Annotated in this window: 23 protein-coding genes; 7 read left to right on the forward strand and 16 right to left on the reverse strand. The window is 70.3% G+C overall.

Annotation, left to right across the window (positions count from 1 at the left end; all coding sequences use genetic code 11):
* Positions 1-19: 19 nt before the first annotated feature.
* From AB3M83_RS01495 to AB3M83_RS01515, 5 genes are all read right to left on the reverse strand, one after another.
* Positions 20-1,366, reverse strand: coding sequence for a DUF6716 putative glycosyltransferase (locus AB3M83_RS01495; protein ID WP_412944605.1), 1,347 nt, complete (start codon positions 1,364-1,366; stop codon positions 20-22).
* Positions 1,363-2,235 (reverse strand): N-acetylneuraminate synthase family protein, encoded by an 873-nt coding sequence (locus AB3M83_RS01500; RefSeq protein ID WP_412944606.1) that lies wholly within the window; start codon positions 2,233-2,235, stop codon positions 1,363-1,365. The genes AB3M83_RS01495 and AB3M83_RS01500 overlap by 4 nt, the downstream gene beginning before the upstream one ends.
* A gap of 120 nt (positions 2,236-2,355) precedes the next feature.
* The gene (locus AB3M83_RS01505; RefSeq protein ID WP_412944607.1) at positions 2,356-3,534 is read right to left on the reverse strand and encodes a cytidylyltransferase domain-containing protein; all 1,179 of its coding nucleotides are present in this window, start codon (positions 3,532-3,534) and stop codon (positions 2,356-2,358) included.
* Positions 3,531-4,889 carry a polysialyltransferase family glycosyltransferase gene (locus AB3M83_RS01510; RefSeq protein WP_412944608.1) on the reverse strand — a complete coding sequence of 453 codons (1,359 nt, stop codon included), beginning with the start codon at positions 4,887-4,889 and terminating at the stop codon, positions 3,531-3,533. The genes AB3M83_RS01505 and AB3M83_RS01510 overlap by 4 nt, the downstream gene beginning before the upstream one ends.
* Complete coding sequence (locus AB3M83_RS01515; RefSeq protein ID WP_412944609.1) at positions 4,886-5,863, reverse strand: glycosyltransferase family 2 protein; 978 nt, start codon at positions 5,861-5,863, stop codon at positions 4,886-4,888. Before AB3M83_RS01515 ends, AB3M83_RS01510 begins: the two co-directional genes overlap by 4 nt.
* A 177-nt stretch (positions 5,864-6,040) precedes the next feature.
* On the opposite strand from AB3M83_RS01515, the gene AB3M83_RS01520 reads away from it, so the two are divergent.
* Positions 6,041-6,514, forward strand: a complete 474-nt coding sequence (locus tag AB3M83_RS01520) for a hypothetical protein (protein WP_412944610.1) — start codon at positions 6,041-6,043, stop codon at positions 6,512-6,514.
* A gap of 2 nt (positions 6,515-6,516) precedes the next feature.
* Entirely contained in the window at positions 6,517-6,717 is a 201-nt protein-coding gene (locus tag AB3M83_RS01525) for a helix-turn-helix transcriptional regulator (protein WP_412944611.1), read from the forward strand.
* 63 nt (positions 6,718-6,780) lie between these two features.
* Here AB3M83_RS01525 and AB3M83_RS01530 read toward each other — a convergent pair whose 3' ends face one another.
* Together AB3M83_RS01530 and AB3M83_RS01535 are read right to left on the reverse strand one after the other, a co-directional pair.
* Positions 6,781-8,208, reverse strand: a complete 1,428-nt coding sequence (locus tag AB3M83_RS01530; protein ID WP_412944612.1) for a CCA tRNA nucleotidyltransferase — start codon at positions 8,206-8,208, stop codon at positions 6,781-6,783.
* A gap of 46 nt (positions 8,209-8,254) precedes the next feature.
* Positions 8,255-9,778 (reverse strand): DUF7059 domain-containing protein, encoded by a 1,524-nt coding sequence (locus AB3M83_RS01535; protein ID WP_412944613.1) that lies wholly within the window; start codon positions 9,776-9,778, stop codon positions 8,255-8,257.
* A gap of 88 nt (positions 9,779-9,866) precedes the next feature.
* On the opposite strand from AB3M83_RS01535, the gene AB3M83_RS01540 reads away from it, so the two are divergent.
* The 4 genes from AB3M83_RS01540 to trxA all read left to right on the forward strand — a co-directional run bounded on the left by AB3M83_RS01540 (position 9,867) and on the right by trxA (position 15,039).
* A complete protein-coding gene (locus tag AB3M83_RS01540; RefSeq protein WP_412944614.1) occupies positions 9,867-11,960 on the forward strand; it encodes a DUF6049 family protein in 2,094 nt (697 codons plus the stop codon).
* Positions 11,944-13,560, forward strand: coding sequence for a murein biosynthesis integral membrane protein MurJ (gene murJ, locus AB3M83_RS01545; RefSeq protein WP_412944616.1), 1,617 nt, complete (start codon positions 11,944-11,946; stop codon positions 13,558-13,560). The genes AB3M83_RS01540 and murJ overlap by 17 nt, the downstream gene beginning before the upstream one ends.
* 89 nt (positions 13,561-13,649) lie before the next feature.
* The gene (gene trxB / locus AB3M83_RS01550; protein WP_412944618.1) at positions 13,650-14,642 is read left to right on the forward strand and encodes a thioredoxin-disulfide reductase; all 993 of its coding nucleotides are present in this window, start codon (positions 13,650-13,652) and stop codon (positions 14,640-14,642) included.
* Between the two features lie 73 nt (positions 14,643-14,715).
* A complete protein-coding gene (gene trxA / locus AB3M83_RS01555) occupies positions 14,716-15,039 on the forward strand; it encodes a thioredoxin (protein WP_412944620.1) in 324 nt (107 codons plus the stop codon).
* A gap of 180 nt (positions 15,040-15,219) precedes the next feature.
* On the opposite strand, the gene AB3M83_RS01560 is transcribed toward trxA, so the two are convergent.
* From AB3M83_RS01560 to rpmH, 9 genes are all read right to left on the reverse strand, one after another.
* Positions 15,220-15,555 (reverse strand): tryptophan synthase subunit alpha, encoded by a 336-nt coding sequence (locus AB3M83_RS01560; protein WP_412944622.1) that lies wholly within the window; start codon positions 15,553-15,555, stop codon positions 15,220-15,222.
* A gap of 38 nt (positions 15,556-15,593) precedes the next feature.
* Entirely contained in the window at positions 15,594-16,604 is a 1,011-nt protein-coding gene (locus AB3M83_RS01565) for a ParB/RepB/Spo0J family partition protein (RefSeq protein ID WP_412944623.1), read from the reverse strand.
* Complete coding sequence (locus tag AB3M83_RS01570) at positions 16,604-17,533, reverse strand: ParA family protein (protein ID WP_412944625.1); 930 nt, start codon at positions 17,531-17,533, stop codon at positions 16,604-16,606. The genes AB3M83_RS01565 and AB3M83_RS01570 overlap by 1 nt, the downstream gene beginning before the upstream one ends.
* A 693-nt stretch (positions 17,534-18,226) precedes the next feature.
* Entirely contained in the window at positions 18,227-18,877 is a 651-nt protein-coding gene (gene rsmG / locus AB3M83_RS01575) for a 16S rRNA (guanine(527)-N(7))-methyltransferase RsmG (protein ID WP_412944626.1), read from the reverse strand.
* Complete coding sequence (locus AB3M83_RS01580; RefSeq protein WP_412944627.1) at positions 18,870-19,376, reverse strand: Jag family protein; 507 nt, start codon at positions 19,374-19,376, stop codon at positions 18,870-18,872. Before AB3M83_RS01580 ends, rsmG begins: the two co-directional genes overlap by 8 nt.
* The gene (yidC, locus tag AB3M83_RS01585) at positions 19,373-20,488 is read right to left on the reverse strand and encodes a membrane protein insertase YidC (protein WP_412945955.1); all 1,116 of its coding nucleotides are present in this window, start codon (positions 20,486-20,488) and stop codon (positions 19,373-19,375) included. The genes AB3M83_RS01580 and yidC overlap by 4 nt, the downstream gene beginning before the upstream one ends.
* A gap of 6 nt (positions 20,489-20,494) precedes the next feature.
* Positions 20,495-20,851 carry a membrane protein insertion efficiency factor YidD gene (gene yidD / locus AB3M83_RS01590; RefSeq protein WP_412944628.1) on the reverse strand — a complete coding sequence of 119 codons (357 nt, stop codon included), beginning with the start codon at positions 20,849-20,851 and terminating at the stop codon, positions 20,495-20,497.
* Complete coding sequence (gene rnpA, locus AB3M83_RS01595) at positions 20,848-21,249, reverse strand: ribonuclease P protein component (RefSeq protein ID WP_412944629.1); 402 nt, start codon at positions 21,247-21,249, stop codon at positions 20,848-20,850. The genes yidD and rnpA overlap by 4 nt, the downstream gene beginning before the upstream one ends.
* Positions 21,197-21,334 (reverse strand): 50S ribosomal protein L34, encoded by a 138-nt coding sequence (rpmH, locus tag AB3M83_RS01600; protein WP_412944630.1) that lies wholly within the window; start codon positions 21,332-21,334, stop codon positions 21,197-21,199. The genes rnpA and rpmH overlap by 53 nt, the downstream gene beginning before the upstream one ends.
* Positions 21,335-21,638: 304 nt before the next feature.
* Between rpmH and dnaA the strand changes: the two genes are divergently transcribed.
* A complete protein-coding gene (gene dnaA, locus AB3M83_RS01605; RefSeq protein ID WP_412944631.1) occupies positions 21,639-23,063 on the forward strand; it encodes a chromosomal replication initiator protein DnaA in 1,425 nt (474 codons plus the stop codon).
* Positions 23,064-23,098 lie beyond the last annotated feature (35 nt).

The raw sequence follows: 23,098 nt of genomic DNA on the forward strand, positions 1-23,098 counted from the left end.
GGCGCACCCGCCGCGGCGCTCAGTCCATGACGACGGCGGCGAGCGGCGAACGCACCCGTCGCACGATCGGGTCCTGGTAGCGCGCAGGCGTCACCGTGATGTCCGTGGCGGCGTCGGACCAGCTGCCCGCGCCTCGGCGCCCGAAGATCCTCCGCGCCCGGAGGATCGCCCAGACGAGCGGTGCGCCGATCGCCATCGCGAACGCCCCCGCCGCCGACCGGTCCTCGCTGCCCAGCACCGCCTTGCGCTGCCATGCCTCGTGCAGCAGGCCGCCGCGCGGTGACGGCACGGGTCGGGCGGGCAGGTCGCCGCGGCGGCGGGCGGCGACCAGCTCTTCGACGTCGGCCCACCACGTCGACTCAGCCGGGTCGTGGAAGTAGTTGTTCCGCAGCCAGCGCTCGTTCGCGACGCGGAAGCGGCGGGCGACCACGTCCTCCGCGCTGCCCTGCACGCCGCTGCCGACGAAGACCGTGTTGAGGAGCGACTTCGAGACGCCGAACGTGTCGAGCGCGATGACCGGCACGCCGCGCGCCATCGCCTCGATGGCGGCTGTCGAGCTCACCGTCACGAGACCCTCGGCCCGCGCGAGGGCCACGCCCATCGGCTCGTAGGAGAACACGAGGTTCTCGGGGCGGTCGCGCAGCAGCTCGGTCAGCTCGGTGCGCTCGAAATGGGTCTCCGTCTCACCCTGGTCGGGACGGGAGCGCAGCTTCACGACGACGCGACGGCTCGGATCGGCGTGTGCCGCGGCGCGGAGGATCCCCGCGAGCGCGACCCGATCGGCCGCCTCCTGCGGCACGATCGCCTGCGCCGCGAAGACCAGGTCCGTGCCCGCGGAGGGGACCGGTGCGGGTCGCGCGAAGGGAAGCGTCGCGAGCCCGAGCCGCAGGCTCAGTCCCAGGCGATCGGCGAGGTCCGAGAACGCACGGCGCTCGCGGCGGGAGTGGACGATCATGAGGTCGCACTGCCGGCGGTAGAGCGCGGCGCCCCGCTGTGCGGGGATCGAGATGCCGGGGAGGCCCGACACCACCACCGGCCGCGGGCTGACCCGGTCGATCTGGCGCATCACGAGCCGGACGAACGGGCCTCGCCCGGCGACGACCACGACGTCGGGGCGGTCGTGCATCAGCCAGTCGGCGAGACCCTCGTACCCGAGGCGGGTGACGGCCTCGGGACGGATGCCGGTGCCCGAGAGCGCCGCATGCTCCTGCGCGACGCTCACGACGAGCGGCGTCTTCACGAGCAGCAGGTGCGGGCTGACCGCCGGGGCGGAATCGATGAGGGCGGCGGCCCACTTCACGAACGAGTCGGCATCGGCGATCGCGACGACGCGCATCCGTCCGGGCCGGTCGCCGCGGGGGGTCATGCCGGCACGCGGCGCAGCTTGGCCATCGGCGCCAGCTCGCCCTCGTAGATGCGCTTCACGCCGTCGCCCAGGGCCGTCTCGATGACGCGGATGTCGCGGACCAGGTGCTCGAGGCCGGTCGGCTCGAGGGACGCCGCGTGATCCGAGCCCCACATCGTCCGGTCGAGCGTGATGTGGCGCTCGACCGCGACGGCGCCGAGCGCCACGGCCGCGAGCGAGATCTGCAGTCCGCGCTCGTGTCCGCTGTATCCGACCGGGACGCCGGCGTAGCGGTCGCGGAGCGACGGGATCATCTTGATGTTCGCCTCCGACGGCTCCATCGGGTAGGTCGAGGTCGCGTGCATCAGGACGGTCCGGTCGGTTCCGAGGACGTCGAGCGCACGGTCGATCTGGTCGATCGTCGACATGCCGGTCGAGAGGATCACCGGCTTGCCGGTGGCACGCAGCGCCTCAAGCAGCTCGACGTCGGTCAGGCTCGCCGAGGCGACCTTGTGCGCCACGACACCCAGGTCCTCGAGGAAGTCGACGCTCGGGACATCCCACGGCGAGGCGAACCAGTCGAGCCCGAGCATCGTGGCGTGGTCGCCGATCTCGATGTACTCGTCGCGCCCGAACTCGACGCGGTGCCGGTACTCGAGGTAGGTCATCGTGCCCCACGGGGTCTCGCGGGGCGTGTCGCGCATGTGAGGCGGCGTCGCGATCTCGGGCGTGCGCTTCTGGAACTTCACCGCGTTTGCGCCGGCGCGGGCCGCGACGTCGATGAGCTGCTTCGCGATCTCGACGTCACCGTTGTGGTTGAGTCCGATCTCGGCGATGACGTAGACGGGATTGCCGCCGCCCAGGACGTGGCTTCCGATGGTGACCGTCATGAGGTGTCCCTTCCGTTGTGAACACCTCCAGCGTGAGAGCCGGCCGTGAATGGGGGATGAACCGCGAATGGCATCCGCACGTCGCATCGCTGACCGATCCGTGCGGTCGATCGGCCGTGGTCAGCGTGCCGCGCCGCGCGCCGCGAGGACCCGGTCGGCGAGCTCTCGGACGGCGCCGGCGCCGCCCGCCCGGGACAGCACCAGCCGGGCTGCGGCGCGGACCTCCGGCCGCGCGTCCGCGACCGCGACGGGCCAGCCCACCATCGCCATCGCCGGCATGTCGTTGACGTCGTTGCCGAGGTAGGCGATCTCCTCCAGCGGGATGCCTTCGCCCGCCGCCCACTCCCGCAGGACAGCGGCCTTGTCGTCCACACCGTGGCGGACCGCGACCCGGAGCTTCTCGGCCCGCGCTCGCACGACGGGGTTCGCCTCGGTCGACAGGATGAGCAGCGGCACCCCCGCACGGCGCAGGAGCGCGACCCCCATGCCGTCCGACCGGCTCACCCGGACCTGCTCGTTCCCCGCCGCGTCGATCCACGCGCTGTCGTCGGTGTGCACGCCGTCGAAGTCCGTGACGACCGCGGCGACGTCGACCGCCTCCACCGGCTCGAGCACGGGCGCGAGAGCCTGGGCGATCTGCAGCTGCGCGGGCTCGTCGATCTCGATCGCGGTCGCCTCGGGGACCGCGACGATCGCGGTGCGACCGAAGAAGCGGTGGCCGTGCTCGCGGAAGCCGGCGGTCGCGAAGACGTAGAACGCGCCGGTCTCGACGAAGCTCGGCTCCCGGTCCTGCCGCCGGGGCCGCCGCCCCGCATCGTGACCGACCGCGACGGCGAGGTCCGCCGCGTCGCGTCGCCACACGAACTCGAAGCTCTCCCGGGCGGCGAACGCGCTGTCGCACGCACCGGAGGCCACCGCATCGACCGCCTCGGCGAGCGCCGCCGCGGGCAGGAACGGACTGGTGGCCTGCAGGAAGGCCGTGACGGAGGGTTCGATCCCCGCCGCCGCGAGCTCGTCGAGCGCATGGACGATGGCGCTCTCGGAGGACGCGGTGTCTCCGGACAGATCGGCCGGGCGGTCCACCACCCGGGCTCCCGCCGACCGCGAGATCCGCGCGATCGCGGGGTCGTCCGTCGAGACCACGACGAGGTCCACCCGGCCCGACGCGAGCGCGGCCCGGATGGTGCGCACGACGAGCGGGACCCCGCCGACGCGACGAAGGTTCTTGCCCGGGACGCCTTTGGACCCTCCCCGTGCAGGAATGATCGCCACCGTCGAGACCATGCCGTCCACCGTCATCCTCCTCGAATCGCCTTCCATGCCCGCCGACCGCGCCGCCCGGCGCCACGGACGACGAGCTGGAGCTCGCTGAGCCGGCTCGCGGCATCCCGCGAGGCGAGCGCCCGCGCAAGAGGACCGGCCGACGGGCCTCCGGCGAGCTGCAGCGCCGTGAGCCGGGCGTAGGAGAAGTAGCGGGTCTGCTCGTCGGCCGACGCCCCCGCGAGGAACGCCTCAGCGCGGGGCCGCAGGTGCGCGGCCGTCTCGGGCTGCATGGCGTATCCGACGGCATCCACCAGCTCCTGCATGCGGCCGTCGCGGTATGCCGGGTCGGGCCGCGTCAGGGCGTCGATGACGGTGACCGGGATCCGATTGCCGTTCTCGTACGGGGCGAGCCGGGCGAGGAGCGTCTCGGTGCCCACGGCCGCGATCGGCGATCCCGTCAGCGCCTGCACGGTCGGCAGCGCGGTGGAGAAGCCGGCGACGGCACCGGCGAACGGCGCCCGGGCGGTCAGGACCTCGGCGGGCGTGGTGCCCCGATAGACCATGAAGTCCACACCGCGACCGTGGGCGTGCGACCTCAGGTCGTCGATGAGGGCGGGCGCGGACGAGGGATGCGGCTTGAACACGATTCCGGACGGCGACCACTCCAGCGCGCGGTCGATCATCCGCTCCTGCATGTCGCGCTCCTCGGCGGCGGAGACGAGTTTCAACGCGGCCAGGTACTGGCCGAGGACCAGCGCCGGCCGCTCGAACCGCTGCAGGTGATCGAGGTCGGCGTCGGCCGACCGCTCGGCCACCTCCGCGACCACCCGACGCAGCGCATCGACGGGAACCGGCATCCGCGGGGCACCCGTCTCGGCGAACAGCAGCGGTGCGAGACCGGGCACGGTGTCGGCGTAGACGACCCCGACGACCCGTCGCGCCGCCCACTGCGGCCACCTGCTCCGGATGGGCGAGTAGGTCATGAGCCCGTCGCCGAGGACGGTGACCGCCGCGCCGGGGAAGAGGTCCAGGAAGACCCGTGACGGCGCCACCTGCGGGCTCTGCAGGAAGAGCTCGACCGGCGCGGAGCCGAGGCCCCACGCCGTGCGCAGCAGCCGCTCCAGGATCGGCGCGTCGCCGTGACCGATGCGCCAGTGCGGCGGCCGCTCCGGCGCGAGCAGCTCGTTCAGGTCGACGACGCGGTCGAACCGGGAGCGCAGCGTCGCGAGGTGCGACGCCTCACCGATCGCCTCTGCGGCTTCGGGGATGATCGCCGCGTTGACGGTGACGAGGACGCGGCCGTCGGCCGGCGTCCCGATCACACCGGCGTCCATCGCCGCGACGGCGGTCATCAGGCCGTAGGCGGAGTTGACGACGAAGACCTGGGTCATGCGCTGCGGACCTCGCGGACGAGCCGCGCGAGGACGCGTCGCCGGCGATCCGAGAGCCGTGCGAGCGCCGGGTCGATCTCGTCCGCGGGAATCGCGCGGAGCAGGTCACGGATGCCGCGACGGAGGGCCGTTCGATCGGGTGTCGACATCGAACGCGCACGGAAGAGGTGGTATGCGCAGACCGACATGGTGGTGGTCACGATCTTCGGCAGGAAGCGATCGGCGTCGGCATCCTCCTCGACGATGCGCAGCGCGGACGCGAACGCCGGGATGAAGTCCAGCTGACGCCGGTCGAACACCTGCGTCAGCGAGGTGGCGACGCCGCGACGGTAGAGGATCGGGGGCGCGTCGACGACGGCGAAGGACGACGCACGCAGGTGCAGCCGCCAGATCCATGGGCGGTCTTCGGCGGTGAACAGCCCCGGTGCGAAGTGCGCGAGCCCGTCGTCGAGGATCCTCCGGTGGAACATGCCCGCCCACGCATACGGGTAGTCGACCATCGTCGTCTCGTCGGCGGGGAGGATCGCCTCGCGCGGGGAGCCGACCCGCCCCCGCCATCCGTGCGGCGCTCGGACGAGGCGCCGGCGACCGTCGGTGTCGGTGAGGTGATCGGTCCGGACGAAGTCGCAGTCCAGCTGCTGCATGGTGCCGACCAGGCTCTGCAGGCGCCGCGGGTGCATCCAGTCGTCGCCGTCGACGAAGCAGAAGTAGTCGGTCTCGACGAGGTCGAGTCCCTGATTCCGTGCGGCCGCCAGCCCGACGGGGTGCGGGTTCTCCCGCACCTCCACGTGGGGCAGGTCCCGCGTGAAGTGGGCGACCTGTGCCGCGGTGTCGTCGCGCGATCCGTCGTTGACGACGACGAGCCGCATGGCGGCGGGGTCGTCGAACTGGCGCCCGAGGGTGGTGAGCGTCGTTCCGATGTAGGGACCGGCATCCTTCGCGGGGAGGATCACGGTGACGATCGGTCTGGACACGCAGCCGATCCTCACAAGCGGGCGTGTCCGCGCGGTGGCCCGTCGGTGAACGGGCGCTGACGCCCGGGTGAGGGCTCAGGGTGCCGCCTGCGGCGTCGCGGTTGCGTCCGCCGACCGTCATGTGTAAAGCTGACTTGACCAGTAAAGCTGGCTTTACACATCGGGATGGAGGACGTCATGAACGGAACGAACGGGCGGTACCCGCCCGCCGAGCGCACGCGGTGGGGTCGCGTCCGCGGCCGCACGGGGATGCCGGCGATGTCCCTCGCGATCCCCATCGGCCTCGTCCTCGCGGCGGCGGCCGGTCTGATTACCGCCGCGATGACCGATGCGCCGTCGCCCCTGCTCACGGGGTTCGCCGTCGGCGCCGCGACCATCCCGGCCTTCGTTGCCCTCGTCTGGGTGCCGATCGTCGACCGCGACACCCTGAGGGGCGCGATCGAGCGCCCGGAGGAGTCGGTCGAAGGGGCCTGGTACGACCGCGCCGCGCAGGGCGCCTTCACGGACACCCTGCTGGTGACCGGCATCGCCACCTCCGCCCTGGCCATCACCGGAGCCCGCATCGACGCCGTCCTCGCCCTCATGGGCGTGCTGATCGTGGCGATGGCCAGCTGCGGCATCCGCTATCTCATCGCCCGGCGCCGGGACTGACGATGGAGAACACCCTGCCCGTGCTGCGACAGGGACGCGGCTGGTCGCAGCAGCGCCTCGCGGACGAGCTCGGCGTCTCCCGCCAGACCGTCATCTCGATCGAGCGCGGTCGCTTCGATCCGAGCCTGCCGCTCGCATTCCGCATCGCGAGGCTGTTCGACACGACGATCGAGACCATCTTCGTTCCGGGCGACTCGAACTGACGACGCCCCGCCTGCCTCAGCGGGCCGACGGCCGACAGGCCGCGACCGCGGATGGACGCAGGCTCAGCCCCGCGCGGCCCACCAGTCGCGGAGGCGCTGCTCGGCGGCATCCGTGCCGATGACCCCCTCGTCGAGGCGGATGTCCAGCAGGAACCGGTACGCCTCGCCGACCTCGCGGCCCGGCGGGATGCCGAGCACCTCCTGGATGCGGTTTCCGTCGATCTCGGGTCGCATCGAGTTCAGCTCCTCCTCCTCGGCGAGCTGCGCGATGCGGTTTTCGATGTCGTCGTAGGCCGAGCGGAGTCGGCCGGCCTTGCGCTTGTTGCGGGTCGTCACGTCCGCGCGGGTGAGGATGTGCAGGCGCTCGAGCTGGTCGCCGGCGTCGCGCACGTAGCGGCGGACGGCCGAATCGGTCCACGCGCCCTCGGCGTAGCCGAAGAAGCGCAGGTGCTGCTCGATGAGCTGCGACACGGCATCGATCGTCGCGCTGTCGAAGCGCAGCGCCTGCAGCCGCTTGCGAGCGAGCCGCGCGCCCTTCACGTCGTGGTGGTGGAAGCTCACCGCGCCTCCCGGCTCGAGCCGCCGGGTCGCGGGCTTGCCGATGTCGTGCAGGAGGGCCGCCAGGCGCAGCGTGACGTCGGGCGGGACATCGCCGTGCCGCTGCTTCTCGAGGTCGATCGCCTGGGCGAGGACGGTGAGCGAGTGCTCGTACACGTCCTTGTGATGGTGGTGCTCATCGACCTCGAGGCGGAGCGCCGGCACCTCGGGCAGGAAGAGCGCCATGAGGCCGGTGTCCACCAGCAGACGGATGCCGCGGTCCGGGACGTCGGTGGCGAGCAGCTTGACGAGCTCGCCCTGGACCCGTTCCGGGCTCACGATCGACAGCGTCGGAGCGAGCCGCGACATCGCCTCGACGGTGGCGTCGGCGACGCTCATGTCGAGCTGGCTCGCGAAGCGTGCCGCCCGGAGCATGCGCAGCGGATCGTCCCCGAAGCTCACGTCCGGATCGGCCGGCGTCCGCAGCCTTCCGGCGAGCAGGTCCTCGACGCCGCCGGTCGGGTCGACGAGGGCGGGACCGGGCACCCGCAGCGCCATCGCGTTGACGGTGAAGTCGCGGCGGGCGAGGTCCTGCTCGAGCGTGTCGCCGAAGGCGACGGTGGGCTTGCGCGTGACCCCGTCATAGCTGTCGGCGCGGTAGGTCGTGATCTCAACCTGTTCGCCCCGCACCTTCGCGCCGATCGTGCCGAAGGCGCGTCCGATGTCCCACGTGGCCGTCGCGAGCGGCTTCACGATCCGGAGGATGTCGTCGGGGCGGGCGTCGGTCGTGTAGTCGAGGTCGTTCGTGCGGCGACCGAGCAGCGCGTCGCGGACGGGTCCGCCGACGACCGCCAGCTCGAAGCCGGCATCCGCGAAGGCGCTGCCGAGCTGCGCCGTGACCGGCGCCTCGGCGAGTGCGCCCAGGCGCGCGAGAGCCTCGGCCATGTTCAGCATCCTTCGAGCCTACCCAGCGCGTCGCCCACCCCTCGCCCGGCGGCGGTCACCCCAGGCGCAGGAACCCCGTGAAGACGAGCTCCCGGACGCGCGGCAGGAGGTCCGCCCGAAGGGCGGCGGCGTCCACGTCGAGGAGGTCCGCGATCGCGGCGATGAGCACGCCGAGGGGGAGGTCGCCGTCGCTCGCCCCGACCAGCGCCGCGAGGGCCGGATCGACGTCGAGCACGCGCGCGAACGCGCCGCCCTGGTGCAGCTCGATGACCGTCGGGGCCTCCGCTCCCGGCCGGTGATGGCGGGCCTCGGTGACATCGTCCGCGACGACGGCCGTCGATGCCGCCAGCGCGTCGTCGTCCAACAGCCCCAGCCGGTCCCACGCGGCGAGCGCCTCGGCGAGGTGGGGGCCGAGCGCCCCCGCGACCGGCTGCCCGAGCCGCTCGTACCGGGCGAGCGACGGCATCCCGATCGGCGTGCGGCGCAGCAGCAGATAGCCGAATCCGACGGCGCTGACCCGGCGGGTCGCGAAGTCCTCGAGCCACGCGTCGATGAGACGCGCGTACTCCGGGCTGCCCGGCGTGGTGCCGCCGTCTCGTACCCACAGCTCCGCGTAGGCCAGCGGGTCGAGCCGCTCGCGTTCCACGATCCAGGCGTCGAGCGGCTCCGCGGATGCCGCGACCCAGTCGCGAACCCGGTCGAGGCCGTCGCGACCCTCGCGATACTCCCAGTTGCCGAGCAGCTGCGCCGTGCCGCCGGGCGCGAGCACGTCGCCCACGCCGCCGACGAAGGCCGCGACGAGGTCGTCGCCGGCGAATCCGGCATCCCGGTACTCGTATTCCGGCACCCCGGCGACGCGCGGCGTGATGACGAACGGCGGATTCGACACGACCCGGTCGAACCGCTCACCGGCGACCGGCTCGAACAGACTGCCGGACCTCGTCGAGATGCCGTCGAGGCCGTTGAGAGCCGCGTTCAGCGCGGTGAAGACCAGCGCGCGCTCCGACACGTCCGTCGCCACGACGGCGGATGCGACCCGGCGCGCGCGCAGGGCCTGGATGCCGCACCCGGTGCCCACATCGAGCACCCGCTCGGCCGGAGTCGTCAGCTGCAGGCCGGCGAGGGTCAGGGACGCGCCGCCGACGCCGAGCACATGGCCCGTCGGCAGCGCACCGCCGAGGGCGGCCTCGTCCAGGTCGCTCGCCACCCACCATTGACCGGACCCGGTGGCGTCCGCATAGTCCTGCGGCCGCAGCAGCGCAGTGGGCACCACGGTCTCGCCCTCGATGCGCGCGAGACCGAGGGCGGCCAGCCCGGCGGCGCCGAGCGCGGGCAGGGCGCGCTCCACCTCGTCGACGGATGCCGCTCCGCCCAGATACAGCGTGCGCGCCAGAACGGCGAGCGGATCAGCCCGTCCGGCGAGAGCCCGCAGCGCCGGGCCGAGCAGCCCGCGACCGGTCGCGTCGTCGGCGACGGGGCCCCACGCGTCACGGACGGCATCGGCGGTGTAGCCCGCGGCGGCGAGGTCGGCGCGCAGCGCGGCGACGAGGGTCGGATCGGGCTCGGGGAGGTCGCTCACCGGTCCATTCAACAGGTTCCGAGAAACAGGACCCTAGAATCTGACGAGATGGTGCGGTCATGGATCGCACAGGAATCGAACCTCAGCCATGACCTTCACCTCGCCTGTTCCGGGCCGACGCCCCGCGCCCTCCACGCGGATCGCGCGCGTCGCGGCATCGGCGACGGCGATTCTCGCGCTGCTGGCGCCTCTCCCCGCGGCCGCCGCGACCGACGACGGCGACAGCGACCCGGCATCCGTCGAACTCACCCTCGCCCCCACCAACTCCGGTGTCGTCGGTCCGGGTGACGAGCTGGTGCTCTCCCTCACCGCGGTGAACCCCGGCGACGCGGGTCTGCCGGCCGGCGAGATCGAGGTGGAGCTGGGCGATGCCCGCCTGCCCACCGAGGCGGCCCTCGACCGCTGGCTGACCGGCGGGTCGGCCCGCGGCGCGTTTGACGACATCGCGACGACCGACGTCGAAGCGGTGAACGCCCAGGATGAGAGCGCCCTCACGCTCACGGTCGACGAGGCGGAAGGAGGGTTCGACGACCTCGCACACGGCGTCTACCCGCTGCGCGCCCGGTACGCCGCCGGGTCCGAGACCGTCACCGCCCGAAGCGTCGTCGTCGTCCCGCGCACCACCGCCTCCACCGGGTCCGTCGCCGTCGTCGTTCCGATCACAGCAGGGCCGCTGACGACGGGTCTGGTGAGTGCGGAGGCTCTCGCCGAACTGACCGGTCCCGAGGGAGCGCTCCGCGCGCAGCTCGACGCCGTGACGGCGACGCCCGCGATCCTCGCGGTCGACCCCGCGATCGCCGCGTCCATCCGCGTCCTCGGATCATCGGCGCCCGTCGAGGCCGTCACCTGGCTCGACGAGCTGCTCGCACTGCCCAATGATCGCTTCGCCCTGCAGTTCGGCGACGCCGACCTCGCCGCTCAGGTCGGAGCGGGTCTGCGCGCACCGCTCGAGGTCGATTCCTTCGCGCCGTATCTGGATGCCGCGGACTTCCAGCCCGACCCGGGCGTCGCCCCGACGCCGACTCCGGCCGCGACCCCCCAGGCGGTGGAACTGCCGTCCGTGGCGGAGATCCTCGACGTCGGGGCGACCCGCGACGCCGTCTTCTGGCCGGCCACCGGCACGGCCGGGGCAGAGACCGCGATGGCGCTGGACGAGACCGACTCGACGTCGGACGCCCCGCTGACGCTGCTCCCCACGTCTGCCGTCCGGAGCGGGGATGCCGGGATGCGCGCCACCGCCGACGAGGCGGATCTGCTCCTCTACGACGCCGAGGCGTCCGCCGACCTCAGCGCCGCGTCGACGACCGGCCGGACCGACGAGCGGCTCGCCGGCCTGGCCGCCTTCACGGCGCGGGCGACGTTCCGGCCGGCATCCGACCCGCTCCTGGTGACCGTGGACCGTGCCGCTGGGCGGTCGAGCGCCGCCCTGCGGGATGCCGTCCTCACCGCGACAGGCCTCCCCGGCCGCGATGCGATCGGGCTGGACGCCGCCGCCGAGGGCGATCCCGCCCCGGTCACCCTCCACAGCGTCGAGCCCGACGCCGCCCGGACCGCCGCGATCTCCTCGTTCCGCGATGCGCAGCCCGCGCTCGCCCAGGTCGCCACCACGCTGGCCGACCCCGACCTCCTGACGGCGAACGAGCGCGCCACCGAGCTGCAGCTGCTCGGGAACGCCTGGCTCGACCAGCCCGAGCAGTGGACCGAGGCCATCGCCGCGCACGCGGAGCGCGTCGCCGCCTGGTCCGACGGGGTGGCCATCGTCCCCGGCAGCGACATCTACCTCGCCGGGTCCCGAGCGCCCCTCTTCTTCACGGTGCGCAACGACCTGCCCTGGCCCGCGACCGTCGACCTCCTCTCGGAGCCCACCGACGCCAGGATCGTCGTGCAGTCGGTGACGACGGTCGTGGTGGGTGCGGAGCAGACCGCTCGTGTCGAAGTGCCGGTGGAGGCCCTCGTCGGCACGGGCGAATCGTCGATCGACCTGCAGCTGCGGACGCCCACCGGCGTCCTCCTCGGCGACACGAGCAACGTCGCCGTGTCGGTGCAGGCGGAATGGGAATCGGTCGCCGTGGTTGGTCTCACCGTCCTCGTGACCGCGCTCATCGTGCTCGGCATCGTCCGCACGGTGATCCGGCGCCGCCGGCTGCGGGAGGAGGCGGCATCCGATGGCCGGGCTGGGTAAGGCGAGCGCGAACGTCGCCGCCGGGACCATGGTCTCGCGCGTCACCGGACTCATCCGCAACATCGTCCTCACCGCGGCTCTGGGCCTCGTCGGGTCGAAGGCCGCCGACGCGTTCGGCGCGGCCAACCAGATGCCGAACACCGTCTTCACGCTGATCTCCTCGGGTCTGCTGGCGGGCGTCATCGTGCCGCAGATCGTGAAGGCCGTGAAGACGCACGACGACCGCGGCAGCGCGTTCGTGTCGAAGCTGCTGACGCTCGGAGTCGTCGTCCTCGCCGGCGTCACCGTGCTCGCGGTCATCGCCGCGCCCGTCCTGGTCGAGGTCTACGCGGGCGAGTTCACCGATTACGCGAAGGCGCTGACCCTGGCACTCGCCTACTGGTGCCTTCCGCAGCTGTTCTTCTACGGGCTGTACGCCCTCGTCGGCGAGGTCCTCAACGCCCGCCGCATCTTCGGCCCCTATGCCTGGTCTCCGATCGCCAACAACCTCGTCTCGATCGCCGGCTTCAGCGTGTTCATCGCGATGTTCGGCACCTACGAGTCGGCGAAGGGCTGGACGCCCGCCATGGTGGCGCTGATGGGCGGCACGGCCACAGCCGGGATCGTGGTGCAGGCCGGCATCCTGTTCCTGTTCTGGCGGCGTGCGGGCCTTCACGTCCGCCCCGACTTCCGCTGGCACGGGATCGGCCTGCGCGACATCGGCCGGCTGGCCGGGTGGACCTTCCTCATGGTCGTCGCCGGTCAGATCGCCGGCGCCGTGCAGGTGCACATCGTCGGGCTCGCGTCGGGCGACGCGGCGGCCAACGCGACGCTGCAGTACGCCTGGCTGCTGTTCATGCTGCCGTTCTCGGTCATCGTGCTGTCCCTGGGGACGCCGTACTACACACGACTCAGCGAACACGTCGCGGAGGGGCGGAAGGATGCCGTCACCGCCGACCTCTCGTCGCTCACGCGCACGGTCGGCATCTTCATGGTGGGCGTGCTCGCGGCGATGCTCGCCGCGATCGTGCCCCTCTCGCGCATCTTCACGACCAGCCCCGACAACGCAGTCGCCTTCGGCTGGGTCCTCGGGGCGTACCTCGTCGCCCTGCTGCCCCTGTCGTTCCAGTTCGGCATCCAGCGCACCTTCTATGCGCTCAAGGACACCCGCACCCCCTTCGTCTACACCCTCGTGCAGTCGGTGCTCGTGATTGCGACGGCGCTGACCGCCCGGGCCCTGGTCGTCCAGGACGTGCTGCCGGTCGCCTGGCTGGCCGTCGCGATCGCCCTCGGCCAGTCCATCGCGAACATCGTCCAGTTCGCCCTCGCGATCGCTCTGCTCCGCCGGAAGATCGGATCGCTCGAGCTCGGCGGCGCGGCACAGGGCATCGGCCGCTTCCTCCTCGCCGCGATCCCCGCCGGAGCCGCGGGGTGGCTGGCGTTCACGCTGCTCGGCGGTGTCGGCGGGTGGACCGTGTCGGATCGCTTCCTCGGGTTCGTCGGCGCGGCGCTCATCGGGCTCGTGACCCTTGCGGTCTACGTCGGTCTGCTCGCCCTGATGAGGACGCCGGAGCTGACCACCGCCGGCCGCGCGCTCCGCCGCTTCCTGCCGGGCCGATGACCGTCGCGGCCGTGGAATGCACCGCGGCTACCATGGGTTGAACGTGTCGAGGCGCAGATACCGCCTCGGCAGAGAGAGGATTTTCCATCGTGCGTCAGGTCATCATCATCGGCTCGGGTCCGGCGGGTTTCACCGCGGCGATCTACGCGGCGCGCGCGAACCTCTCGCCCCTCGTCATCGCCAGCTCGGTCGAAGCCGGCGGAGAGCTCATGAACACCACCGAGGTCGAGAACTTCCCGGGGTTCCCCGAGGGCATCATGGGCCCCGACCTGATGGCGAAGATGCAGGAGCAGGCCGAGAAGTTCGGCGCCGAGGTCGTCTACGACGACGTCACGGCCGTCGACTTCTCCGGCGACGTGAAGACCGTCACCCTGGGCAGCGGCACGACCCACGAGGCTGAGGCCGTCGTGTTCGCGACCGGCTCCGCCCCGCGCAAGATCGGCATCGAGGGAGAATCCCGGTTGTCCGGCCGAGGCGTCTCGTACTGCGCCACGTGCGACGGATTCTTCTTCCGCGAGCGCACCATCGCCGTGGTCGGCGGCGGCGACTCGGCCATGGAGGAGGCGACATTCCTCACCAAGTTCGCGTCGAAGGTGTACGTCATCCACCGTCGCGACGAACTGCGCGCCTCGAAGATCATGCAGGACCGCGCCATCGCGAACGAGAAGATCGAGTTCGTGTGGAACAGCGAAGTGGTCGACATCCTGGGCGACGACGCCGTGACCGGCGTCGTCCTGCGCGACACCGTCGACGGCTCGGAGCGCGAACTCCCCCTCGACGGCGTGTTCGTCGCGATCGGCTACGACCCCCGCACCCACCTCGTGCACAACGTGCTCGACATCACCGAGCACGGGACGATCTGGGTCGACGGGCGCACGTCGCGCACCTCGGTTCCCGGCGTGTTCGCCGCCGGCGACGTCATCGACCCGACGTACCGCCAGGCGGTCACGGCGGCCGGCAGCGGCACCGTCGCGGCCCTCGACCTCGAGCACTATCTCGCCGCCCGCGGTGACGCCGGCGCCCCCGCCGCGGACGCCGCCATCATCGACGACCTTCCGGACGCCGAGGCCGACGCCGCCTGACGCGGAACAATTCCGGCATCCGTTGCGTTTTCCCCTCTGACACCACCGTGTCGATTCCTAAGGAGACAGAGATATGACCGCCAAGGCCACGAGTGAAAGCACCTGGCAGCAGGACGTCATCGACGCCGAAGGCCCCGTTCTGGTGGACTTCTGGGCGGCCTGGTGCGGACCCTGTCGCATGGTCGGCCCGATCCTCGACGAGATCGCGACCGAGAACCCCGAGAAGATCACGGTTCTGAAGCTCAACGTCGACGAGAACCCGCAGCTCGCGATGGAGTACCAGATCACGTCGATCCCCGCGATGAAGGTCTTCCACAAGGGCGAGGTCGAGAAGACGATCATCGGCGCCAAACCGAAGTTCGCCCTGCAGCAGGACCTCGCCGCCTACCTCGGCTGATCCGCTTCCGAAGAGGGGCCCCGCGACGGATGTCGTGGGGCCCTTTTTCGCAATCCGGGGGCAATGTTCCACGTGGAACGTGCGTCAGGAGCGATCCTCCGCGTCGTGCGACGCGATGTGCGGCGCGCGGCGCCGTCGGATGATGCTCACGAGCGCTCCTGACGACACCGGTCGTCGACCTCAGGACGCGCGGACCGACACATCCCAGGTTCGGTGCGGCTCACTGCCGAGCAGACGCCACACCGCAGAGCTCAGATCGGGGAAGTCCAGGGCGATCTGACGGAGCACGCGGTAGTTGCGCGCCTCGGATGGCCGCTGCCCGCCGTCGGCGGCGATGTTCTCCGCGCGCAGCGTCAGGACGACGAGCTCATCGACGGTCGGCAGATCCTCCATGAACTCCCACGGGTCCTCGCCCGCCCGGAGGCGTTCTTCGACCAGGACCGACAGCTCGTCCGCGGCTTCGGCACGAAGCACCTCGACACTCGCCCGTCGAGGGAGATTGGGCTGATCCGTCACCCTTCAAGGGTACGCGCCGGATCCCGCCGAGGGCCGCCTCAGAACGATCCGTACTCCGTCTCGCCCAGCTCCGCGAGGATCCGGTTGAGATCCTGCACCGTCGCGAAATCTACTATGATCTGGCCTTTTCGTGCACCGAGTGCGATCTTCACCTTCGTGTTGAGGCGGTCCCCCAGTCGTTCCGCGACCTCGTCGAGGTGCGCGCGACGAGCGCCCGGCTTCGGCAGCGGAACGACCCGGTTACCCGCTATCTTCGCGGCCGCCTCGGCGGCGCGGACCGAGAGATCCTCGTTGACGATCTTGTCGGCGAGCCGCTGCATGGCGTCCGTGTCGTCGAGCGAGAGGATCGCGCGCGCGTGACCCGCGCTCAGCACGCCGGCGGCCACCCGTTGCTGCACCGGCATCGGGAGCTTCAGGAGGCGGATGGTGTTGCTGATCTGCGGGCGCGACCGGCCGATCCGGCTGGCCAGCTCCTCCTGCGTGATGCCGAAGTCCTCCAGCAGCTGCGCGTACGCCGACGCCTCCTCAAGCGGGTTGAGCTCAGAACGGTGGAGGTTCTCCAGCAGCGCGTCGCGAAGGAGGTGCTCGTTCTCCGTCTCGCGCAGAATCGCCGGGATGGTGGCGAGACCTGCCTCACGGGCGGCGCGCGTGCGGCGCTCGCCCATGATGAGCTCGTACTCGCCGTCATCGTTCCGCCGGACCACGACAGGCTGCAGGACCCCGAACTCCCGCACGCTGTGCACGAGCTCCGCCAGGTCGTCGGCATCGAAATTGGTGCGGGGCTGACGCGGGTTGGGCACGATCGCCCGGGGGTCGACCTCGATCAGGCGCGCACCGGGGATCGTCACGAGCTCAGGGGCATCGTCCTCCGGTGCGCTGTCTGCTGGCGCGGATCCTGCCGTGGTGGATGGAGCAGCCCCTCCCTCAGCCGTCTCCACCACCGACAGCGACGCGCCGGGGAAGAACACGTCGACGGGACGGGACTCCGAGGTGTCCGCTGTGGGGATGAGTGCGCCGATCCCTCGACCCAATCCGGTTCGCTTGGCCATCACTGTGCCCCTTCACTCGTTGTCTGCTGCTGTCCGCGCTTCACGATCTCGACCGCCGCTTCGCGGTAGGCCACCGCCCCAGCCGACTGTCCGTCGTAGGCGATCACGGTCTGTCCGAAGCTCGGGGCCTCCGACACACGGACGGAGCGCGGGATGACCGTCGACAGCACCTGCTCCGGGAAGTGCGTCCGGACCTCATCGGCCACCTGCTGCGCGAGCCGCGTGCGGCCGTCGTACATCGTCAGGAGGATCGTCGAGAGGTGGAGCTTGGTGTTGAGGTGCTTCTGGATCATCGTGACGCTGCCCAGCAGCTGGCTCAGGCCCTCGAGCGCGTAGTACTCGCACTGGATCGGGATGAGCACCTCGTCCGCCGCCGTGAACGCGTTGATGGTGAGGAGTCCGAGGGACGGCGGGCAGTCGATGAAGACGAAGTCCACGGAGTTCTCGGCGAGGTAGGCCTCGAGCGACGTCCGCAGGCGGTGCTCGCGGGCGACCCGCGAGACCAGCTCGATCTCCGCACCCGCGAGGTGGATCGTGCTAGGTGCGCACAACAGGTTCGGGGACTCCGGGCTGACCTGGATCACATCGGCGAGCGGCTCCTCCTCGATGAGGACGTCGTAGATACTCGGAACGTCCGCGCTGTGCGGGACGCCGAGGGCGGTGGATGCGTTCCCCTGCGGGTCGAGGTCGAGCACCAGCACGCGCGCTCCCAACGACGCCAGCCCGGCCGCGAGGTTCACGGTGGTCGTGGTCTTACCCACGCCGCCCTTCTGGTTCGAGACCGTCACCACGCGGGTCGAACCGTCGAACTCCACCTGCACGTCGGCCAGCACCTTCCGGCGAGCCGTGAGGCTTGCGAGTTCGCGGGCAATGGGACTGTCTTCGAATGAGAAGGGTGCGGGAGAGTTCGCATTTCCCGATTCCGGCACCTGAAACTCCTGTCGTGGTCGAGGACTCTCCCACTGTAGTCGAGGCTCGCGACAACCCTTGGCAGGATGTTTCACGTGAAACGGCGTCCGCGTCGCGCTCGTGACGTCCTGCCTCGGCCCATGATGTTTCACGTGAAACACCGAGCGCGTTCCCATGCCGGACTCGCTGACCATCCTGCGACGCCATCGAGTGTGGCAGCCGGCGCCGCGGCGATACCGGCGTCGCATGGACCGCGAGAACGATGTGGGTGATCCTCGACCGTCGCTGAGTCTCGCGCTGTGGGGCTAGGCCGCTCGACGTGGAGAGCGACGGCCGCTGCGGTCATCTTGTCAGCCGAAGGGCAATGCGATGTTTCACGTGAAACGAATGTCGCTCCGAATCGGATCCACGCCGGCAGCGCGCGGACCAGGAACACCGCGCCGCTGTCCGTGCTCGGCCGTGACTCGGGGTTCTATTTCGCGGGCTTGGCAGCCCGGATGTTTCACGTGAAACAGCGACGGCCGATCGTGGCGGTACCCGCGCGACGGACGAGTTATCGAGGACTGGTCGGGGACGAGCGGAGGTCGCGCGCTCGTGACGAGGTGACCAAGGCCACGCTCTGGGCGGCGATCGCCATGGTCACGACGTACGGACCAGGGTCATCGGGCGCGGATCGATGGACGATGCCACGACCGACGTTTCACGTGAAACGTTCAGCGGACGGTCGCCCGGATGACGCGCGTCGGCTCGTCGATGACACCGTCGCCCACCGGCTCCACCCGCACATTCGTGAGGCGGAATCTGCGGATCTGCTTCTCCGCCGCGGTGATCTCGTTGGCGGCGTTCGCCCCCTTGAGGAGGATCAGCTCACCCCCGTCGCGCACGAGAGGAGCCGTGAGCGGGATCAACGTACGGAAGGCGCTGACCGCGCGTGCGGTGACGGCGTCGAGGACGGGACCGTCGGCCCACTCTTCACCGCGTGCGCGGACGATGTCGACGTTCTCGAGCTGCAGGGCATTACGCTGCTCAGAGAGCCAGGCGACGCGACGTTCCATCGGCTCGATGAGCACCCAGCGGACGTCGGGGCGCGCGATCGCGAGGACCAGACCCGGCAGGCCGGCGCCCGACCCGATGTCACCGACACGCGAGCCGGCCGCGAAGAGGGGTCCGGCGACGGCGCTGTTCAGGATGTGCCTGGTCCACAGCCGGGGGAGCTCGAGCGGGCCGATGAGACCGCGCTCCTCGCCCTGGTCAGCGAGGGCCGCGGTGAACTTTCGGGCAAGACCGACCCGCGGGCCGAACAGGGATGCCGCGGCCTGCGGCTCCTGTTCTACGGCAGATGTTTCACGTGGAACATCAGCCACGACGGATGACCGTGTGCCGATCCGCGCCCTCGCCGTACGACTCCGAGACGAGCCCGTGCTCGGCGACGATGTCGTGGATCAGCTTCCGCTCGTAGCTCGACATCGGGGGAAGCGACGCCTGCGACGCTCCTTCGTCCAGCCGCGAGATCGCACGCTCGACGAGCTTCTCGAGCTGGCTTTGGCGGGCGTCGCGCGACCCGGCCACATCGAGGATCAAGCGGGAGAACCGGCCCGTCTTCGTCTGCACCGCGATGCGCGTGAGCTCCTGCAGCGCCTGCACCGTGTCGGGGTCCGACAGGACGCTCAGCGCCGCCGGGTCGTCGTTCTCCACGGAGACGTACGCCCGGCCGCTGCGGACATCCAGCGCGAGGTCGCCGTCGATGTCGGCGATGTCGAGGATGCCCTCGAGGTAGTCGGCGGCGATGTCGCCTTCGGCCTCGAGCTGCTCCACGGACGGCGCCGTGCGCGCGTCGACGGTCTGGTCAGACGTCTGGGTCATGAGGATTCCTTGTCCGCGTCAGGACGTGCCGTCGGCTTGCCTTTCTGAGACTGCTTCTTCGCGCGCTGCTTGCCGATCGGCTGCTGACGCTTCGGGGCCTGCTCCTTGGCCCGCTGGGCCTCTTCGAACAGTCGCTGCTGCTCCGCCTCGAACTTCTCCAGCGGAATGACCCGGCCCTTGGAGTCGAGTGCCTTGCCCCGCTTGGCGAGTCGCTCCTCGCGAGCCTTGGCGGCCTCCGAACCGGGGGTCGGCAGGTTGCGGATCACGATGAACTGCTGCGCCATGGTCCAGAGGTTCGAGACGAACCAGTACATGACGACGCCGAGCGGGAAGAAGACGCCCGAGAAGATGAAGGCCAGCGGCAGAACGTAGAGCATGATCTTCTGCATCTGGTACGCCTGGCCGGTCTTGGACTCGGGCGACAGGTTCTTCGAGATGATCTGCAGCTGCGTGAAGAACTGCGAGGCGATCATCAGCACGACGAGCACCACGAGGATCGCGACCGTGGCGGTCTGGTTCTCGCTGATCGCCTCGGTCATGTTGATGTGCAGCGGAGCGACGCCGAACAGCTCGGCGTCGTAGAACTGCCGGGTGAGATCGGCGTTGAGAAGGCCCACGCCGCCCACACCCCACTCGGCGTGACGCTTGACCTCGCTGAGCGTGTAGAACATGCCCAGCAGGATCGGCATCTGCACGAGGAGCGGCAGACAGCTCGCCAATGGCGTCGTGCCGTGCTTCTTGTACATCGCCATGGTCTCGCGACTCATGGCCTCGCGGGAGAGCTGGTCCTTCTTGCCGCGATACCGTTCCTGGATCTTGCGCATCTCGGGCGCGAGCTCCAGCATCTTCCGCTGACTCTTGATCTGGCGGACGAACAGCGGGATGAGCGCCGCGCGGACCACAATCACGAGGCCGACAATAGACAAAACCCAGGTCAGACCCGTATCCGGGGCCATTCCGATGGAGGTGAACACCCAGTGCCAGAACACGAGGATCGTCTCGACGACCCACTTGAAGGGCCACATGATCGTGCTGAAGAAATCGAGGTCCCCGGGAGGCGGGGTCGTGGGGTTCGGGACCGCCGGCGTAGGGGTCGCGGCGAAGAGATCCAGCAAGGATCAGTCCTTTCTGCGGGGCACGACGAATCCGTGCGGAGTCAGGTGGTGTCGGAAGTGGGAGTGCGGCGGGACATCATCGATGCCGCCGGCCGCCCAGGGGTGGCAGCGTGCCAGTCGGGCGGCGGCCAGGCCCGACCCTTTCAGCGCTCCGTGCTGCTGGACCGCTCCGAGAGCGTACGCCGAGCACGAGGGGTAGTACTTGCAGACGTCGCCGTAGACGCGTGAGACGGTGGCCCGGTAGCCGTGCAGCAGCCCGATCAGCAGATTCCGGGGGATGAGCGGGACCGCACCGAGGGCGGCGGCGGGCTCGAAGCCGGCCTCGCCCCGCGTGTACGACGGCAGCGCGGAGACGCTCACGCCGCAGCCTTCTTGTCGAGGCAGCGGATGACCTCTGCGCGGAGCGCGCTGAAGTCGGCGGATGCCGAACTGGGAAGCGCGCGGATGACCACGTCGGCGCCGACCCGCACGTCGGGCAGCGCTTCTGCGCAGATCGCCTTGAGTCGACGGCGGACCGTGTTGCGCACGACAGCGCCCCCCACTTGCTTGCTCACAATGAAGCCGAAGCGTGGAGGGCGCTGCTCAGAAGTGCGGATGACGTGCGTGACGGTGTGCGATGCGGCACAGCGGGCACCGCCGCGGACGACGGCTCGGTAGTCCGCCCCGCGGGTGATGCGATTCCCGCGCGTCAGCACCGTGACCGGGTCAGGCCGAGAGCTCGGTGCGACCCTTGGCGCGGCGTGCCGCGAGGATCGCACGGCCGGCGCGCGTGTGCATGCGGGCGCGGAAGCCGTGCTTCTTGGCGCGGCGGCGGTTGTTGGGCTGGAAGGTGCGCTTGCTCATGAAGATCACTCCGGATCGGCGGGGTCACCCGAGCGCTCTAGACCGGGGACACAGGAACATGGGGGACTCGCCCGTGAAGGCATAAGTCAACCGACCTAGGATACGTCGAGATCCACGAGATCCCAAACCGAGCCGGGCCGACCGGCCATTATGCACCGACGGCCGGGGCACGCTGGCGACGACACGCTGACCGGTTCTACAGTGGATTTTGCCTTGCGCGGCGGTCGGAACTACCGTGAAGCGGATAGTTATCCACAGGCTGTACACAGAGCCTTCCACATCTTTCTCCACACCCGGGAGGGTCATGTCCGAGCACGACGTTCCGGATGTCCCCGTCTGGACTGCCGTCCTGGATGCCCTCGCCACCGACGACCGCGTCACGCCGCAGCTCCAGGGGTTCCTCAGCCTGGCGGTCGCGCAGGGCGTCATGGGCGGCACCCTCTACCTCGATGTCCCGAACGATCTGACCGCGGCGCAGCTCAACAAGCGGCTCCGGGGACCGATCATGGAGGCGCTCGCCCAGGTCGACGCCGAGCCCGCCGCCACGACGTTCCGCGTCGTGGTCAATCCCGAGCTCGTCGACAGCCACCTGACGGCTCCGGTTCCGGTGCAGTCGGCACTGTCGCCGACGCCGGCGACGCCGAACCGGCCGACGGGGGACGAGTACCTCGAGCAGGCGGCACCGGCATCCCGCAGCGACACGCGCCTGAACCCCAAGTACACGTTCGACAACTTCGTCATCGGCCAGTCGAACCGCTTCGCCCATGCGGCCGCCGTCGCGGTGGCCGAGGCGCCGGCGAAGGCCTACAACCCGCTGTTCATCTACGGCGACTCCGGATTGGGCAAGACCCACCTGCTGCACGCCATCGGCGATTACGCCATCAACCTCTACTCCGGCATCAAGGTCCGCTACGTGTCGAGCGAGGAATTCACCAACGACTTCATCAACTCGATCGTCAACAACCGCGGCGCCGCCTTCCAGGCCCGGTACCGCGAGGTCGACATCCTCCTCATCGACGACATCCAGTTCCTGCAGGGTCGCGCCGAGACGCAGGAGGCGTTCTTCCACACCTTCAATCAGCTGCACGACCACGACAAGCAGGTCGTGATCACGAGCGATGTCGCCCCGCGCCTGCTCACCGGGTTCGAGGACCGCATGCGCAGCCGATTCGAGTGGGGCCTCATCACCGACGTCCAGGCGCCCGACCTCGAGACGCGCATCGCCATCCTGCGCAAGAAGGCGCAGTCCGAGCGGCTGCAGGTGCCCGACGAGGTCCTCGAGTACATCGCGACCAAGGTGTCGAGCAACATCCGCGAGCTCGAGGGCGCGCTCATCCGCGTCTCCGCCTTCGCCAATCTCAATCGCTCCACCCTGGACATCTCGCTCGCCCAGACGGTGCTGCGGGACATCGTCGACCACGACGACGCGAACATCATCTCGCCGAGCGACATCATCACCGCCACGGCGCAGTACTTCCGCCTCAGTGTCGACGACCTCTACGGATCGAGCCGGTCGCAGTCGATCGCGACGGCGCGCCAGATCGCGATGTACCTCTGCCGCGAGCGGACGAGTCTGTCGCTTCCGAAGATCGGGCAGCTCTTCGGCGGCCGCGACCACACCACCGTGATGTACGCGTACAAGAAGATCAGCGAGCTCATGAAGGAGCGGCGCTCGATCTACAACCAGGTGTCTGAGATCACGTCGCAGCTGGGGCGCTCCGCACGCTGACCCTGCTTGACAGGAACTGCTCGAACCCGCATCAT

The organism is Microbacterium pasadenense (assembly GCF_047246565.1).
Taxonomy (GTDB): Bacteria; Actinomycetota; Actinomycetes; order Actinomycetales; family Microbacteriaceae; genus Microbacterium.